General features: G+C 40.7%; 22 protein-coding genes. 7 read left to right on the top strand and 15 right to left on the bottom strand.

Going from position 1 to position 16,965, the window contains the following annotated elements; translation table 11 throughout:
• Positions 1–414 precede the first annotated feature (414 nt).
• Positions 415–966, bottom strand: coding sequence for a phosphatidylglycerophosphatase A family protein (locus CSV64_RS15710; RefSeq protein ID WP_099635552.1), 552 nt, complete (start codon positions 964–966; stop codon positions 415–417).
• A 108-nt stretch (positions 967–1,074) separates the two neighbouring features.
• Here CSV64_RS15710 and CSV64_RS15715 point away from each other — a divergent pair, with 108 nt between their 5' ends.
• The 3 genes from CSV64_RS15715 (at position 1,075) to CSV64_RS15725 (ending at position 2,846) form a co-directional block, all read left to right on the top strand.
• Positions 1,075–1,797 carry an alpha/beta hydrolase gene (locus tag CSV64_RS15715; protein ID WP_099635551.1) on the top strand — a complete coding sequence of 241 codons (723 nt, stop codon included), beginning with the start codon at positions 1,075–1,077 and terminating at the stop codon, positions 1,795–1,797.
• A gap of 88 nt (positions 1,798–1,885) precedes the next feature.
• Positions 1,886–2,401, top strand: a complete 516-nt coding sequence (locus CSV64_RS15720) for a YjcG family protein (RefSeq protein WP_099635550.1) — start codon at positions 1,886–1,888, stop codon at positions 2,399–2,401.
• A 7-nt stretch (positions 2,402–2,408) separates the two neighbouring features.
• Positions 2,409–2,846 (top strand): GNAT family N-acetyltransferase, encoded by a 438-nt coding sequence (locus CSV64_RS15725; RefSeq protein ID WP_369824194.1) that lies wholly within the window; start codon positions 2,409–2,411, stop codon positions 2,844–2,846.
• 59 nt (positions 2,847–2,905) lie between these two features.
• On the opposite strand, the gene CSV64_RS15730 is transcribed toward CSV64_RS15725, so the two are convergent.
• From CSV64_RS15730 to CSV64_RS15760, 7 genes are all read right to left on the bottom strand, one after another.
• Complete coding sequence (locus tag CSV64_RS15730) at positions 2,906–3,214, bottom strand: hypothetical protein (protein ID WP_099635548.1); 309 nt, start codon at positions 3,212–3,214, stop codon at positions 2,906–2,908.
• 83 nt (positions 3,215–3,297) lie between these two features.
• Entirely contained in the window at positions 3,298–3,552 is a 255-nt protein-coding gene (locus tag CSV64_RS15735; RefSeq protein ID WP_099635547.1) for a stage VI sporulation protein F, read from the bottom strand.
• Positions 3,553–3,567: 15 nt separating this feature from the next.
• A complete protein-coding gene (locus CSV64_RS17015) occupies positions 3,568–3,708 on the bottom strand; it encodes a YjcZ family sporulation protein (protein WP_099635546.1) in 141 nt (46 codons plus the stop codon).
• A 71-nt stretch (positions 3,709–3,779) separates the two neighbouring features.
• A complete protein-coding gene (gene spoVAE / locus CSV64_RS15745; protein ID WP_099635545.1) occupies positions 3,780–4,142 on the bottom strand; it encodes a stage V sporulation protein AE in 363 nt (120 codons plus the stop codon).
• Positions 4,139–5,158, bottom strand: coding sequence for a beta-ketoacyl-[acyl-carrier-protein] synthase family protein (locus CSV64_RS15750; RefSeq protein ID WP_099635544.1), 1,020 nt, complete (start codon positions 5,156–5,158; stop codon positions 4,139–4,141). The genes spoVAE and CSV64_RS15750 overlap by 4 nt, the downstream gene beginning before the upstream one ends.
• Positions 5,152–5,607, bottom strand: a complete 456-nt coding sequence (gene spoVAC, locus CSV64_RS15755) for a stage V sporulation protein AC (protein WP_099635543.1) — start codon at positions 5,605–5,607, stop codon at positions 5,152–5,154. Before spoVAC ends, CSV64_RS15750 begins: the two co-directional genes overlap by 7 nt.
• The gene (locus CSV64_RS15760) at positions 5,607–5,999 is read right to left on the bottom strand and encodes a hypothetical protein (protein WP_099635542.1); all 393 of its coding nucleotides are present in this window, start codon (positions 5,997–5,999) and stop codon (positions 5,607–5,609) included. Before CSV64_RS15760 ends, spoVAC begins: the two co-directional genes overlap by 1 nt.
• 128 nt (positions 6,000–6,127) lie before the next feature.
• Between CSV64_RS15760 and CSV64_RS15765 the strand changes: the two genes are divergently transcribed.
• Entirely contained in the window at positions 6,128–6,700 is a 573-nt protein-coding gene (locus CSV64_RS15765) for a CotY/CotZ family spore coat protein (protein WP_099635541.1), read from the top strand.
• Between the two features lie 243 nt (positions 6,701–6,943).
• Here CSV64_RS15765 and CSV64_RS15770 read toward each other — a convergent pair whose 3' ends face one another.
• The 5 genes from CSV64_RS15770 to CSV64_RS15790 all read right to left on the bottom strand — a co-directional run bounded on the left by CSV64_RS15770 (position 6,944) and on the right by CSV64_RS15790 (position 11,097).
• Complete coding sequence (locus tag CSV64_RS15770) at positions 6,944–7,369, bottom strand: hypothetical protein (RefSeq protein WP_099635540.1); 426 nt, start codon at positions 7,367–7,369, stop codon at positions 6,944–6,946.
• A 76-nt stretch (positions 7,370–7,445) separates the two neighbouring features.
• Positions 7,446–8,822: a magnesium transporter gene (mgtE, locus tag CSV64_RS15775; protein ID WP_099635539.1), complete on the bottom strand. Its 1,377-nt coding sequence runs from the start codon at positions 8,820–8,822 to the stop codon at positions 7,446–7,448.
• An 81-nt stretch (positions 8,823–8,903) separates the two neighbouring features.
• Complete coding sequence (locus CSV64_RS15780; RefSeq protein WP_233190516.1) at positions 8,904–9,869, bottom strand: RluA family pseudouridine synthase; 966 nt, start codon at positions 9,867–9,869, stop codon at positions 8,904–8,906.
• The gene (locus CSV64_RS15785) at positions 9,838–10,671 is read right to left on the bottom strand and encodes an NAD kinase (protein WP_029052471.1); all 834 of its coding nucleotides are present in this window, start codon (positions 10,669–10,671) and stop codon (positions 9,838–9,840) included. Before CSV64_RS15785 ends, CSV64_RS15780 begins: the two co-directional genes overlap by 32 nt.
• A 42-nt stretch (positions 10,672–10,713) precedes the next feature.
• The gene (locus tag CSV64_RS15790; RefSeq protein WP_143561017.1) at positions 10,714–11,097 is read right to left on the bottom strand and encodes a UPF0738 family protein; all 384 of its coding nucleotides are present in this window, start codon (positions 11,095–11,097) and stop codon (positions 10,714–10,716) included.
• A 159-nt stretch (positions 11,098–11,256) separates the two neighbouring features.
• Between CSV64_RS15790 and CSV64_RS17045 the strand changes: the two genes are divergently transcribed.
• The 3 genes from CSV64_RS17045 (at position 11,257) to CSV64_RS15805 (ending at position 13,376) form a co-directional block, all read left to right on the top strand.
• The gene (locus tag CSV64_RS17045) at positions 11,257–11,916 is read left to right on the top strand and encodes a lytic transglycosylase domain-containing protein (protein WP_099635537.1); all 660 of its coding nucleotides are present in this window, start codon (positions 11,257–11,259) and stop codon (positions 11,914–11,916) included.
• A gap of 246 nt (positions 11,917–12,162) precedes the next feature.
• Positions 12,163–12,555: a globin domain-containing protein gene (locus CSV64_RS15800; protein ID WP_099635536.1), complete on the top strand. Its 393-nt coding sequence runs from the start codon at positions 12,163–12,165 to the stop codon at positions 12,553–12,555.
• Positions 12,552–13,376 (top strand): DsbA family protein, encoded by an 825-nt coding sequence (locus tag CSV64_RS15805; protein ID WP_099635535.1) that lies wholly within the window; start codon positions 12,552–12,554, stop codon positions 13,374–13,376. The genes CSV64_RS15800 and CSV64_RS15805 overlap by 4 nt, the downstream gene beginning before the upstream one ends.
• A gap of 280 nt (positions 13,377–13,656) precedes the next feature.
• Here the strand turns inward: CSV64_RS15805 and pepF are convergent, their stop codons facing one another.
• Entirely contained in the window at positions 13,657–15,474 is a 1,818-nt protein-coding gene (gene pepF, locus CSV64_RS15810) for an oligoendopeptidase F (RefSeq protein WP_099635553.1), read from the bottom strand.
• A gap of 49 nt (positions 15,475–15,523) precedes the next feature.
• Positions 15,524–16,681 (bottom strand): competence protein CoiA, encoded by a 1,158-nt coding sequence (locus CSV64_RS15815; RefSeq protein WP_158233061.1) that lies wholly within the window; start codon positions 16,679–16,681, stop codon positions 15,524–15,526.
• Between the last annotated feature and the right edge of the window lie 284 nt (positions 16,682–16,965).

The raw sequence follows: 16,965 nt of genomic DNA on the forward strand, positions 1-16,965 counted from the left end.
AAATGAACGTGCAAGAACCACAACCCCATGCCGCTTATTACGTACGCCTGAAAGAAACGTAATAAGCCAGCACTTCCACGACTAAAAACAACTACCCGAACTGCCCCACCCACAATCTAACGAAGGCGCCTGCCATGGTAGGCGTAGCGAGGAGACATAGACAGGCCTTGTCTCTGGCTCCTCGCGAAAGCCATCCACCAGCGCCGTAGTGGCGACAATGAACTTACCACTTACATAGACAGCTAAACCACAACCTCCTGATCAAACAAGAAACAGAAAAAGCACGTGCAAGAACCGCAACCCAAAGCCGCTTATTACGCACAATTAACAGAAACGTAATCCAACAAACAAGAAATAACTACAGCTAAAACAAAAAACTGCCGCTAGAAATAATGATCTAGGGCAGTTCAGATATTAGCTCTTGCCATTTTGTACATCTTTAAACGTTAGGCCAGCTTCTTGCAAATCACGCGTTCTGTGTGCAATTCTAGACGCCGCACACGCCGCCACACTTGCCACCAAATCATCCAAGAACGTATGGATACCAATTCCTTTTTTTGTATCCAATTCGTTGATGATGCCGACTTTGTTCTTATCTAAGTGACCGAAAGTAGTAACCGCGATTGAACCGTATGTGTATACCGCCCCCAATGCGATGGTTTCATCGACCCCGAATAAGCCTTCATCTGATTCAACAATTTGCTGAAGCGGCTCCGATAGCTGACCTCTTTCAGCCATTTCATCCAATTCAACACCTACCAATATCGCGTGTTGCAATTCACGTTTGCGAAGAACACTTTCTACCGAGTCGACACATTGTTCGAGCGACAAGCCTTTGTTATAAGGTACTTGCAGTTCATAAACAATTTTTGCGATGTCTTGAATTTTAACCCCACGACGGATCAATGCGTTCTTTGTTGCTGCTGTCACGACATCTGAATGAACAATATTCTTACCTTCATCCATATTTTTTCCCCTCTCTCTCTTCATACGCAATAGTTTTCACTAGCTTTACACTGTTATTTATCGGTATGATAATTACTAAGTGTACATTAATTATGGAGGTCCTACAAAATGAATCCAGGAAAAATTGAAGAAATCCGTTTTTACAGTAATGAACTACAAGAAGAAATGGAACTGTTGATATATTTACCAGCACGCTATTCCCCTTTATACAAACATAATGTCATGCTCGTTTCAGATGGCAAAGATTATTTTCAATACGGACGGATTGGCCGAATTGCCGATGAATTAATGGAAGATGAAATCATTGAACCTGTCATCATGGTAGGTATTCCATATAAAACGGTGCAAGAACGCAGACGTATGTATCACCCAGATGGTGATCGACACAAAGCGTATATCCGCTTTTTAGCACACGAGTTAATTCAGTATATTGATGAAACCTATCCAACATACCAAATGGGTTCTTCAAGAATGCTCATGGGTGATTCATTGGCAGCATCTGTGTCATTAATGACTGCTTTAAAATATCCAAATTGCTTCGGAAATGTCGTGTTGCATTCACCATTCGTTAACGAAGAAGTACTCGAAGCAGTGAAGGCCAATCAAAATCCAGCCAACCTTTCTATTTACCATGTGATCGGTGATAAAGAAACCTATGTACCCACAACTTCTGACGGTCGGTTGGATTTTCTAACACCTAACCGGGAGTTGAATAAAGTCATTAAAGAAAAAAGATTTCCTTACTTTTATGAAGAGCTAGACGGAGACCATACTTGGAAGTCATGGCAACCTGATATTCGTCGCGCACTGATCGAAATAAATAGCCTTTAGTAATAGAAGGAGACATCTTAGACTATTTTCTGATATACTAAAGTGGATGTACCTAAAATTCAGTCAATTCACAAGGAGGCACTCTTAAATGAAATACGGTATTGTTGCATTCCCTTCAAAAAAACTTCAAGATTTAGCAAATGGCTATCGGAAGAGATATGATCCGCATTATGCGCTAATCACACCTCACATGACGCTGAAAGATCCATTCGAAGCGAATGACAAGGAAATTGAAGAAGTAGCAAATGCGTTAAAAGAAATTACAATCAAAAACAGCCCTTTTGAGTTGAACGTGACAAAAGTTGGCTCGTTCGCGCCAACAACGAATACCATTTACTTTAAAGTTGTACCAAATGACGAAATTCTCGAGTTACACAAGGATTTAAATGTAAACTTCTATCATGATGAAAATAATTATGCTTTTGTTCCACATATTACAATTGCGCAAAACCTAACTTCTGGTGAACACGATGATGTGATTAACCAAATGAAAATGGTAGGTGTCGACCACTCGGAAGTCATCGATCGCATTCATTTACTCTATCAACTAGAAGATGGATCGTGGACAGTATACGAAACGTTCCGTCTTGATCGTGAGTCTTGATTTGCAGATTACTGTAAAAATCGTCTCAGATGAAAAAGGTCAACAGGACGCGTATATCGTTCGCAAGAAGGTTTTTGTGGAAGAACAAGGTGTCCCGTTGATCCTTGAGTTGGACGAACACGATCAGGAGGCTATCCACTTCGTCGTTTACGATGAAATGGATCAACCAATCGGTGCCGGCCGAATGAGAGGTCTTGTAAATGCACATGCTAAAATAGAGAGAATCTGTATTTTACCTGAACATCGTGGTAAACATCTTGGGTTTTTGATTATGAATACATTAGAAGAACATGCGATTAAGAGTTCTATGAAAAAACTAATTTTGAATGCACAGTCTTATGCTGTGCCCTTTTACGAAAAGTTAGGCTATGTCGTAACATCCCCTGAATTCATGGATGCTGATATTCCTCATCGCGCTATGGAGAAAAATTTGATGAACGACTGATTGCACAGTAAAAAATACCCCTTACCACTTTAAAAGTGGTAAGGGGTATTTTTATTGCATTAGACATATGCATTAATCGCTTGACCCTTTCCAACTACCTCTGCTATTTCAGGTGAGAATTGGGCTGGATTTGGTGCTATAAATCCTTTTTTAACTAAAGGTTGAGGTGCACCATTCTTTCGTTGCTTCATCTGCTCTTCTCGACGTCTTTCTTCATCTGCCAGAACATCTTCCCAATAGCTTGATTCCTCATTTTTCAGACGCACAGGACTTACTCGTCCGATATATGCAAAATTATGACGTTCGTTATTCATACGTTCTGCATACTGCTGTGCTTGGTAATTTTGTATTGGTAGTATATAACCCATGATGTGCACCTCCCTTTCAAATATATCATCATTACTAGTCTATCCACTTAGCAAGCATTCTAAACATGTTTTAGTAGATTTATTTACTTACCGCCAAGCATTTGTGAAATATCATTCAAATTTAGTCCTCTTCCACTTGTCACAATAGAGTTAACTAATTCATCTTCTACAGATTGCGGTACGTCTTTGTTCGCTACTTGACTTACCTTTTGAATGATTTTTCTCACTTGGTTTTCGTCTTTGAAATCAGCATATTGAATGGCATTCGCTAATGCAAAGACTTCTTCCATCGGCACACCCGTTTTAGATTCTATTTTTTTAAAGAATGAATCGTTCATATTCAGTTCTCCTCCTTAGAAATAGCTTCTGCCTACAATGATTAATAAAATAAACAGAACTACAATCAAGACGAATGAAGAACCGCCATATCTTTCACCACAACCTCCACCGTATCCGTAACCACCGTAACCTTGAGATGGGTAACATCCGTACATAAAAAACCCCTCCTTCCTTTCTTCTCTACTATATGCAGAGATGAATGAAATGGAGAGGGCGTTTAAGTAATTTAAACATTTCCTTTTGATGTAAAGAGCAATGCGCCAATTAGTCCGAATATGATTGCCGCACTAATTCCTGAACTTGTCACTTCGAACATGCCTGTTACCACACCGACTAGGCCATGCTTTTCTGCTTCTGCCATTGCGCCGTGCGTTAATGCGTTACCGAATGAAGTAATCGGAATCGTAGCACCGGCGCCAGCAAAATCAATAAGTGGTTCATACCAGCCAATACCGTCCAGTACCGACCCGGTCACAACCAATGAAACCAATGTGTGAGCAGGCGTTAATTTGGCGACATCCATCAATAATTGACCAATGACACAAATCAAGCCACCGACTATAAACGACGTGATGTATATAGATATCATTCTGCCGTCACCTCATTCATTGACAGTTCAATCGCGTGCGCTATACACGGAATCGTATCCCCTTGTTGAAATGACAACGGAGATAGCAATGCACCAGTTGCCAACAATAAAACCCGCTTATATTCTCTCGTCAGCATTTTCTGATAGACATCGGAAAGAAATACAGCTGCTGAACAACCAGATCCACTAGCCCCCGCTTTAAACGATGGATCATTTCCATAAAACTCTTCGCCAGCATCTCGAAAATTTTTCGTATGAGGTAACCCATTTTCATTGGCCAATGCTTTAAATATTTTGAAACCATTGCTTCCTAAATCTCCTGTGATGATCGTGTCATAGTCATCGATTGTCCTACCATGTCCCGTCAAATGATTCATCAATGTATCACTAGCAGCCGGGGCCATCGCAGATCCCATATTAAGCGGATCCGTCATTCCCATGTCTATCACTTTACCTACAGTAGCGCAGTCAATAACTGGAGTATCTACTTTATGTTGTCCGATTAATACTGCACCAGCTGCCGTGACCGTCCATTGTGCAGTTGCTCCTTTTTGTGAACCATACTCCAGTGGATACCGAAACTGTCTCTCAATTGCGTTATGTTGACTAGAAGAACCTGCCATGATCCAATTTGCTTGCTTTGCATCCGCGAGTAATGCCGCCGTGATCATAGAAGAGACGGAAGTAGCGCATGCAGAAAACAGACCGATATATGGAATAGCTAGTGCTTGAGCTGTAAAATTTGAAGGGGTCATCTGATTAACCAAATCTCCAGTTAGGAAAAAGTCGATTTTCTCCGGCTGTTTCTTCGCTTTACTAAGTGCGATCAACACCGCGTCATACATTAACTGCTTATGACCGTCTTCGTTTGTTGGCAAATCACAACGCTCATCTTCGTATACTTTATCAAATAGTGGTGCAAACACACTTTTCTTTTTTTCCAATGGACCTGCTGTTACACCTGTTGCGTAAATACTTGGCTTGGACTGAAAGGTTAGCAATCCCCGTATCACCATGAGACCACACCAAACTTCACTAGGATAGTCTTGATTAATGCTACAACAAAGGCAGAAAAGACACCGAATAAAATAACTGAACCAGCTAATTTAAACATATTCCCGCCAACACCTAGCACATATCCTTCTGATTTATGTTCAATAGCAGCCGATACTACAGCATTACCGAATCCTGTAATCGGTACCGCTGCTCCGGCACCACCAAATTGAGAAATCTTTTTATATAATCCAAAACCCGTTAACAACATCGCAATGAAAATCATCGTAGCAACAGTTGGATTACTCGCTGTGCGTTCCGTAAAATCAAAATACGTAATATAGAAAAGTGCAATGAATTGTCCTACTAAACAAATCAAACCACCTGTTAAAAAAGCTTTCATTACATTTTTCAAAATAGGTGGTTTAGGTGATAACTCTTTCTCTATTTGGGCATACTTTTCTTGTTGCATCAGGTTTGCTCCTTTTCGATTGATTTGATTTTATCTATTTTCTTTCGATAATCTTTTTCATCTTTTTTACGGATCAACTTTTCCGTTTCGAGCAGAATTTTACTGTCTGCTGACACAGTGATTTTCAGATCAGGATATTCTTTCTCCAATTTTTTTTGAATATCCGTAGCAATCGTTTTCTTTTTAAACCGGGAAAACGTATTGACACGAATCCCTGCGAGCAATTCGTCTTCAAATAACAATACCTTTGCTAGTTTCACATGTTCATTTCTCATGATGACTTCCTCTAACGAATGCTCATCCTGTGAAGTTGTATTTTTAATGTACGTTCCTTTTTCACTGCAACCAGTAAGTAGACCAAGAATAATTAACAATATACTCAGCTTCTTCAAATGCAACGCCTCCCTTCTGTCTAGCATGTATCTTTTTTACCGGATTTATGCATATTGAGGAAAGCGCCCTGTCATGTCAATTACCCATGCATAAAGTATAGAGAACGACAAACAGGAGGTGGACAGTAGTGGGATGTGAAAAGAAAGACAGCAAACATGATGGCTGTCATAAGTCGAATTGTATTTGTGAAGTAGTGCGCTTTATCCAACGCGTTCAGAATACGTGTCCGGAAGTGGATTGTGTAGAGTGTGATACAGATTGTTTCATGGCGCCGCTTGGCAGTTTGGTCAGCCCGGTTAGAGGTCGCGTCAACACACGCGTGTTCAGTTTGCTAACGGGTAACGGGGATTATTTCAAGGCAGTATTCCGAGGTGGTAAACGTAAGCATTATCCTAAGATGACGGCAGAGCAGTCATTGACTAATCATAATTCAACACCTCATCAGCATACGAGCTGTGTTTCTGTATTTTTCCGAGTACAGACAGTGTTTGATTCTTGCTGTGCTACCATTCAAGTATTGCAACCTTTGTATAACGGAAAGCCGTTTGATATTACGACAGACGGAAAAATCTGTTATGAAAAGATTTGTAAAGTGAATGGTTTCGGACCAACGAATACGTGCTTAACGGTTGACTTGAGCTGTTTCTGCGGTATTCAGTGTATTGATGATGTATTTATCGATTTCTGCGACGAGGATTAATTGGTCGCTTGCAATGCTAAATGGCGGACCCTATATTAATAGGGTTCGTCCTTTTTTATTTAACAGAAGAATTTAAGGTATTGTGAAGGACGCCATTGATCGACGTTCTCGGCGGATGCGTTCCACTTACAATCAACTAATGTAGTTTTCTATTTTAGAATGCTGATGCATTATCTTCATGATAAATTGAAACAAAAAAACAAGGCGAACCCAATAGCAGGTTCGCCTTGTTAATAGTAAGAATTAAATAGTAAATGATTGCTGTTTCCAGAGGATATCTAAAATTTCTTCAATGCGGACTGACGTTATTTCTTTATTCGAGTTGATCCAGACGATTTCGTTTTCTAAGTCGTGGAACTTTCCTTTAACACTACCTTTTATAGTGATAATTTCTAATGGGGCGTATAATTCTTTGCGGAATGGGTGTTGCAAATATTCCAATCTTTGACGGATGAGATGGGTAGCCAATAGTTCTTGTTGAATCTCTGGTGACTCTTGTGATTCTTGTGCCGATAAGCTTTCAGGGACGGGTAAGACTTCAGGACGCTCCAGCTCTCTTGAGTGTTCCGGTTCAAAAACGGATGTGCTTTCTTCTTCTACAATGGGTGTATACCGATATTTTCTAATAACGGGGCTGGAGATGAACATTAACGGCTTTTCATGACGCATTTTCATCACTTCCTTTTAGTTAGCATATGTAAGTTAAACGCCCAACGTGCCAAAATAAAAAAACAGTATTCCTAGTTCATAATGAACTAAGGAATACTGTTGCAAGGCCTAGATATATGACGACACTGATGACGTCGTTTAGTGTTGTAATAAATGGTCCTGAGGCAACAGCCGGGTCCACTTTGAGTTTATGCATAAATAATGGAATAAATGATCCTGAAATGGTTGCAACGAAAATGGAGACCAACATCGCAGCTCCTACTAGTAAAGCAATAACTAGTTCATGCTTCCAGATAAAGATTAATAAAACTACAAATATTGCACAAATCACACCTGTAATAATTCCAGTACCCGCTTCTCGCATCAGTAACTTCAACTTACTCTCATCTTCAATATCACGCGTTGCGATACCACGAACTGCAACAGCAAGTGACTGAGTTCCACTATTTCCGGCAGTTCCGGCGATCAGTGGGATAAATGCCGCTAATAGAGCAACTTGAGAAATCGTTTCCGTAAATAAATCAATTAAGTTTGCTGTTAACATTCCGAGAACTAATAAAATCAAAAGCCAAGGAATCCGTTTTTTCGCAGCAGAGAGTGGGTTTTTATCAAATGTATCCATCGTCGAGACACCGGCAAGTTTAGAATAGTCATCCGATGCTTCTTCATCGATTACGTCGATAATGTCATCGACTGTGATAATCCCTAGAATGTGTTGTTGGAAATCGACAACTGGAACAGCTAAGAAGTTATAGTCCTGAATCGTTCGGGCGACATCTTCTTGGTCGTCGGAAACTGAAACGCTGACGAGGCGATCACTCATGATGGAGCGAATTAATGTATCTTCATCGGCAATTATCAAATCGCGTAACGAAACGACTCCAGTTAAACGCTGGTAGTCATCCACAACAAAAATATAGTAAATCGTTTCAGCGCTTGGTGCTTCACTACGCAAAATGGTCATGGCGGAACGGACAGTGGAATTCTCAGAGACTGTAACGAATTCCGTCGTCATGATCGAACCAGCTGTATATTCTTCATAGTGTAGTAATGCTTTAATTTGAATCGCAGCTTCTTTATCCATCAACGTTAGATAGCTGACGACTTTCTTTTTATCTAGTTCTTTCAGGACATCTACCGCATTATCCACAAACATGTATGAAATCATCTCTGCGGCATATGTCGCGTCCATCTCCTCAAGGAACTCTTCGTATTCATCTTCTTCAATTTCACTTGTTTCAAATATTTCCGCAAGTTCTTTTGGTGATAGATAAAAATACATCAATTCCCGAAGCTCTGCACCAACTTCTTCATAAAAAGTCGCTCGATCGTATGGATGGAGTACTAGATATTCCTGTCTGAACGAATGAATATCTTCGTTGATCAGCAATTCTCGTAACTTCACTGCATCCAAAACGATTTCACTTTTCATTTGTTCTGGTTGAGTAGTCATGATTTCACACCTTCCCTTCTGCACATACGGTACGCTTACACGTACTAGTAAGTTCCTATAGACACTACATATTTCTTCACATTAACAGAGTTGTTGCTGTTGAGAGAATCCGCACACTTGCTGACTTTGCCGTAAATAGTATTGCATATCTTCCGGCAAGGGACTAGTAAAATGCATTCTCTCTTTGGTGATTGGGTGAAGTAAACTGACGCCAGAGCAATGCAATGCTTGGCGTGGGAATACGTCTCGATTCGCATCGTATAAATCATCACCAACAAGTGGATGACCGAGCCATTGCATATGCACGCGAATTTGATGCGTACGGCCTGTGTGCAACGTCAAGTCTACGACGGAAAAACAGTCTGCTGCATTACGGTAATGTGCTTTTACTGATACATCCGTTTTTGAATACTGACCATCTTTCCGTACAATTCTTTCAATGATACTTCCTTCTTTTCTACCAATCGGTTGTTCAATAGTCACGAATGGCGTAGAAATTATACCTTCGGCAAATGCAGTGTATTGTCGTTGAAACAAATCTTGTGCCATCTGTTTGCTCAGTAGATGATGGATATGACGGTTTTTCGCCACACAAATAATACCTGATGTATCTGTATCAAGGCGTGTCACCATATGAGCAGTCGAAAGTATACCTTCTCTTTCAAATTTTCCACAAACAAAATTCGCAAGCGTTCCAGAAGGATGATTGCGAGAAGGTATCGTACTCTGTCCAGCTGGTTTATCAAGCACCAGAAGGGTTTCATCTTCATACAAAATCGATAATGTACCCTCTTGCGGAGTTAATCCATCACTCACCTGTTCCGGAGGGAATACGACGGTCACTTGATCATTTGGCTGCAACTGATGACGCACGTTTTGAGACTGTCCATTCACCAAAATCTCTCCACCGCGATATTTAATAGCTGTTAACGTCGTTTTAGAAATTTCATGCAATGCTAAAAACTCACGAAGCAATCCACGTTCCTTCACAACGAATTGTAATTGAAACAGCCTATTATTTTTTCTTTTCATCATCTTCACGTTCATAAATTAAATCACTTGCTACAAATGACTCTTCTACACGTTTCCAGAATGGGAAAGGACGGAAGCGCGCAAAGCCCATTTTTTCATTGGATACTTTGTATTCGATGGATTTCACATCTTTATGAAGCAGTTGCAAATGATCGACTGTCACCATGAAATCAGGACCTTTTACAGGCGTCAATGTACAAATATGATGATCCGGTAAAATGAGTGGAGATCCTACTGTACGGAATACACGATTATTAATGGATGCCATTTCTGTCAATTGCATGGATGGCAATGAAGGATGGATAATCGCTCCACCAAGAGATTTACTGTAAGCAGTTGATCCGGACGGCGTCGACATGCAAAGTCCGTCTCCTCTAAAGCGTTCAAAGTGTTCTCCATTTAATTCAACATCCATCACCAACGTAACTTCAGGTGATTTCACTGTGGATTCATTCAACGCTAAATAGGATGCGCTTTTTTCAGAATGACGATAATTAATCGTTACTTCTATCAAAGGATACTCGATAACTTCATACTCTTGTCTTGCGATCAAGATCACCAATTTTTCTATTTCAGACGGTTTCCAGTCCGCATAAAATCCTAAGTGACCCGTATGAATCCCCACAAATGATGTCTTATCCAGGCGGTGTATGTATTTATGGAAAGCATGCAATAGCGTTCCATCACCACCGATGGACAATACAATGTCCGGTTCTTCTTCATCGTATTTCAAACCGAAATCGCGTAAATACACTCGTGCTTCTTTCATTAACTTATTAGATATCTCGTCATTTCGCGACTGAATTGTGAATTTCATTACGTCACTTCCATTCTTTTTGTGAAATTCTTTTGCCATATATCAATTCACCTTTTCCAGCACTGGCTTGAATATCTCTTCGACAGCTGTACTGAATTCCTCACCATAGTTATCATTACCCTCTATATTAAAAATCAACGCCTGCAATTCGTCTGCAGCACCTGTTAATAGTATTTTCTCATCTTGCCAGACCAACACAGGTTCTGCTTGTTGTAATAGCATATCTACTAGTCCGCTCCAACTATCCTTAGGAAAATATGCATACCGATAGCCGGTCTCGTGATCAAAGATATAGACAAACGATTGACGATCTGTGTCTGTCAACATTTTTCCAGTTGGGGAACCTAACGGCCATTCTGCCTCAGGATTCAATATAAATTGAACTTCATTACCGTTCTTACTCGTTTCAATGATTTCATTTTTCATATCCAAGACATCCACTTCCTTAATTATAGACTTTACGTTTAGTCTACCATATGCCACACGTAGTTGCATTTCGTTACTGTGCATTGTGGTAAGAAAGTTGGTATAATAGATATAATAAATGAATCCATTTAATATCTTGAATAAACAGGAGGAAAAAGTATGAATCTCGACCCAATTAACACTCGGTTACTCCTTGAAATCAATACACTACAAACTCTTGGAGCGGTTCAATCCTTTAGTAGTAATCCGCCGACTAGCTCCAATGCATTCCAAATGATGCTTACACAATTGAAGGAAGGCACTAACATGAGCACTGAACTCGCAAAACCATCCGAGCAACTACTCAGCCAAGGAAGCACTATCATACCGTTTAGCATATCCACAAGCCCAGTTGAAAAATTTACCGCTACATCACCCGCCACCTCGTCACCTGGAACCAACAATCCATATGCAGACATCATCAAACAAGCTGCTGATCAATATCAACTACCAGAAAAACTAATTGCCGCAGTCATCAAACAAGAATCCAACTTCAAGAGCAATGCAAAAAGTCACGCAGGCGCAGCCGGACTCATGCAACTCATGCCAGGCACTGCTAAATACTTGGGCGTAACCAACCCGATGGACCCAAAACAGAACATCATGGGCGGAGCCAAATACTTGCGCAACATGCTCAACCAATTCGGCTCAAACGAAATGGCACTAGCAGCCTACAACGCAGGACCAGGGAACGTAAAAAAATACGGAGGCATTCCCCCCTTCAAAGAAACTCAGAACTACGTAAAAAAAGTCATGAACTACTACCAGCAAATGGTTTAATGTTGAAGCTGTCGTTTTATTACACAAGATGTTCCAACTACTTTTTAATTGTTGGTAAGCGCAAGGTGTCGTTTAACGCTGCCCTTCCTATTACTACTGGTCTTTAAACTCACTATTCTCAACAGTTTATACGATCTAATTAACCAAACTGCTATATAACAAGAAACAAAATAAGTTCTTTTATTTGTATAGAATTTCGTTCGTTGATAGAATACAGATACAGATGTACGAAGGGGTGTGAATTCAATGACTCGAAAACCTGTCATCCCTTTTGAGGAGATCGGCGAGAAAAAGTTACACGAATTGATTGAAACATTTTACGCAAAAGTGGCTGTTCACCCAGACCTCATTCCAATATTCCCTAATGATTTAACTGAAACCATTAGGAAGCAAAAACAATTTCAAACACAATATCTAGGTGGCCCGAACCTATTCACTGAAGAGCACGGACATCCAATGATGAAAGCTCGACATAACCCTTTCCCTATCACACCTACACGCGCAGAAGCATGGCTAGCATGCATGGCTGAAGCAATGGACGACGTAGGACTGGAGGGTCCACTTCGGGAAGTCTACTATAAACGCCTTGTCTTAACAGCCAACCATATGGTAAATAGGAACGAGGAGGAAGATCAGTGAACTATCTAACTGTTATTGATGATACGTTACACTACTCTGCTTCAGTAAAGCCCATTGAACTCTATGTATTTCTAGATCCTTATTGCAAGGACTGTTGGTCACTACAACCGTTGCTACGTAAAATGCAGGTCGAATACGATCACTATTTCACGTTACGTATCGCGTTGAGAACACCTATGACAAAACTGAATCCGCCTGCTTTAATTGATCCAAATGACGCCAAGTCTACGAAACGATCAAATCCTTGCTTCCCTAACATTGCAGTGAAAGCTGCAGAATTCCAAGGTAAGCGCGCAGGATTCCGTTACTTATCCTGTTTACTTGAGTATTCTTTTTTGAAGAAGCGTGACGTCGCATCGTATTCAGTACTCATTGAAATTGCGGCACGCATTAATTTAGACGTAGATGAATTTATCGCGGATTTTACTTCGGAAGAAACATCACGTGCGTTGCAAGTCGATATGTATTTAGGTAACGAAATGGAAGTAGATGAAGCTCCAACTTTCGTTTTCTTCAATAGCAACATTGAAGATGAAGGATTGAAAGTGAGTGGCCTCTATGACTATGCGATCTACGAACAGATTTTAGAAGAACTAATCGGAGGACAACTCCTACCCGACATACCCCCTTCTATTGATTCTTTATTCAATCGCTTTGACTTACTGACAACGAAGGAAATCGCAGAAATGTGCCACGTGACAGAAAAAGAAGCTGAACGTGAATTAAAGAAACGCTTACTGAAACAGGAAATCGAACGAATTCCTTTCCAAGATCGTACGTTATGGCGTAAAAAGCAACCTAATTGTTCACTAATCAAATAGCCCTTATACCAGTCGAAGCCCACCAATTTCTTGGGGGCTTCGGCTTTTTTATATGAAAACGTAAAGAAAAGAGCATCCGCTCCTGGGGGGGAGTGAATGCTCTCTTTCAAAGGGAATGGGAGAAATGTTCACGTTCAAACAAAAGGGGTGTATGTTTGGTATGTGATTTATTCCACATTTACACCATATCATAAATGACTTATGACTTCAACAAATTATAACAGCTTTCGTCTAAATGTCACAGTCTCCGCAGACGTCTGTCGAAACCTGTAAACTCACATTACCCTCTCTTTGCTAATAACTGTTCTAACTCATCCAATCGTGCTTCAAATACTCGGCAAGCCTCTTCAATTGGTTTTTCAGATGTCATATCGACACCCGCCTTTTTAAGTACTTCGATAGGATAATCGGATGATCCCGCCTTCAAGAAGTTCGAAATATAACGTTCTACTGCTGGCTCGCCCTCTTCTAGAATCTGTTTGCTAAGTGCTACAGCTGCACTATATCCTGTCGCATATTGATAAACATAATAGTTCATATAGAAGTGAGGAATACGTGCCCACTCTAAACCAATTTCCTCGTCACTAACAATCGCGTCACCATAATACTTTTTGTTTAACGCATAGTATTCTTCTGTTAATTTTTCAGCCGTCAACGGCACACCCTCTTGATCAAGCTTGTGAATCAAGTGCTCGTATTCCGCAAACATCGTCTGGCGGAACACCGTCGCACGGAATCCATCCAACCAATAGTTCAATAAGTAGATTCGCTGATCTTCATCTGTCGTCACTTTTAATAAGTGATCATTCAGCAACGCTTCATTAACTGTTGACGCAACTTCCGCGACAAATATAGAGTATCCACTATAAATGAATGGTTGATATTTACGGGAGTAATAGCTGTGTACACTATGTCCAAACTCATGGGCTAACGTAAATAAATTGCTTACATTGTCTTGCCAGTTCATTAAAATGTATGGATTTGTTCCATAAGAACCTGAAGAATACGCACCTGAACGCTTCCCTTTATTTTCACGAACATCCACCCAGCGATTATCAAGACCTTCTTTTACAACAGCCCGATAGTCTTCGCCCAGCGGATGGAAGCTCTCAAGCATAGTCTCTTTCGCTTCCTCGTATGTGTATTTCATCTCCGTATCTTCAACTAGGGGTGTGTAGATATCCCACATATGCAGCGTATCCACATTCAATACTTTTTTACGCAAGGCTACATAACGATGCAGTAAGCCTAGATTTTTATTGATGGTAGACAATAGATTTTCATATACTTGTTCTGGAATATGGTTATTCGATAATGCTGCCGCTCTTGCTGAACTATAATTTCTAATTCGTGCATTCACATTATGCCCTTTTACGTTACCGCTTAACGTCGAAGCAAATGTATTTTTGAACTCTCCATATCTTGAATACATTTCTTTAAATGCCGCTTCGCGTACTTTCGGATCTTTACTCTCTAGGAATTGCGAATAACGACCATGTGTTAATTGAATGTCATTTCCCTTTTCGTCTTTGACCAAACCGAAAGTTAGATCCGCGTTGTTTAACATACTGAATGTTTCAGAGGACTTTCCTGTCACTTCAGACAACTGCGCGATTAATTGTTCCTGTTCTGAGGACAATACGTGAGCGCGTTCTGCATTCAACTCTTCAAATTCCTGTTTATATAAACGCAAGCCTTCATGTGACTCAATCGTTTCATTCAACTGCTTTTCATCAATGGAAAGTAATTCTGGAGTGAAATAAGATAACGCTGTAGATATTTTCACAACTAGCGTTCTAATTCGGCCATCCATTGCCTGATAAAAACTATTCGTCGTATCTTGATCTGTTTTAAGATGCGCATACGTATACAATCTACGTAGTCGTTCCGCCAATTTATCACGATAGGTTAGCGCTTCAAACAGTGGACGAGCGCCATTGCCAAGAGTGCCTTTATACTGTTCTGCTTCTTTAGCCATCTCTTCAATTTTGCTGTATTCTTTATCCCATTCTTCATCAGAAGAAAATATATCTTCCAAGCGCCATGTTTCCTCTTCAGATACTTCATCGCGCGTCAATACTTTGTTATCATTCGTCAATCCAATTCCTCCTTCTGCATTTACCGTTATTTGATTCTCTTGTATTTTCTCAATTCCTGGCATGCATTGCAAGAAATCGCCCTGAAAGTATTTCCAGTACAAAATCTCTGCCCATCAATTTATCCAGTCGATAGATATCTATGCGTTGCTCTCTCAAGAAATCCACATAGTTTTGACAAGCTTCTAATTGTCGGCTTGAATCCCCTTCAAATGTTTTGATAAATGAATGAAGAAAGGAACGATTTAGTTGGAAGGCTGTAGTTCTCGTTTGTCGGATGGCCGCAATAAGAAGCAATTGCCATTCACAGTCGGACTCTGTAAATGCCTCTTCTCCTATTGTTGGAACGCCAATCCATCCAGGAAGTTGAACGGGCTGCACACGCATTTCATAACATGCACGCAAAAAACGATGATGGATACCTCTTTGATTATACCCAATAACCGACCGAAGATACTTTCTGCGCGCAGATTGATATTGACGTGTCAGTTCTTCTATATCCTTTGTGGATGGAGTAGCAGGAATAGCGAAAGGAATGGTTTGATGTTTGATTCGCATGACGGAGTGACACATTGCAAATGCGGTACCGCGAAGATGAATGAAATGACTGAGGTAGTGAAATTGTTGCTTGGATGGATTGTATGTTAAAAAAACTGATAATGTCTCTTTAGCACTTGAATGAATGTGGCGGATAAAGTGTTGTTGGAATTGAGTGAATCGATGGGTAAGAACAAATGCTAGGGAATCTTGAACGGTTGGAGGTGTTAGGACGATCCATATAGGATTCATATTTACGCTATGGTAGCCTGCGTTTCGCTCGAGGATATGTGCAATGGGAATCGTACTGCATTGGAATTCGATTGGGATTTTGTCTTTCTGCCACGTTACGAGCAGATCAGGACGTTGTCGTATGTCTGGTAAATAAGGTTCTATTTCAGTTGGTAGCTGAAGATGTGAAAATAGTTCATAGAGTTGGATTTTGCCGAGCAGATGGGTTGGGGACTCCCCTTCTGAGAAACTGTCCCGGCAGGTGGTTTGCTTCAGGTGAGCAAAGTGTGGAATTATGATGTCGCCGACTTTCAGGAGTACTGGTTCTTTGCATTGAGGACAATGAAAGGATTCGTTTTTACGCCACTCCCGTAAGCTGGTCAAGGACAACTGCCGTGTTAGCACGACTTGCTTCCCGTCACTTGTAAGAGCTGTTAACAAGGCCTTCACACTCCTTCTCTTCTATACTACGAATTTTCTGATTAGTTGGCAAGGGGCAAGTTACATGTTTTTAACTGGGTTTGTTAATTGAGGGGGTCTGCGTTACCCTACTAAGGCACGCGGTTGGTAGAGAGACTATGCGGCTGCAGGTCTTTGTCACTTTTTGTTGGGGACGTTGCTCGACTGGTGGTTGGGTACTGAAGTTAGTGAGTGTCTGCTTTCTGGACTCGCGCAGGCACGTGGGGGATTGCCTACAGCCAAGAGCCAGCTGGCAAAGTTCCGCC

Origin of the sequence: Sporosarcina sp. P32b, assembly GCF_002743335.1 — a bacterium.
Taxonomy (GTDB): Bacteria; Bacillota; Bacilli; order Bacillales_A; family Planococcaceae; genus Sporosarcina.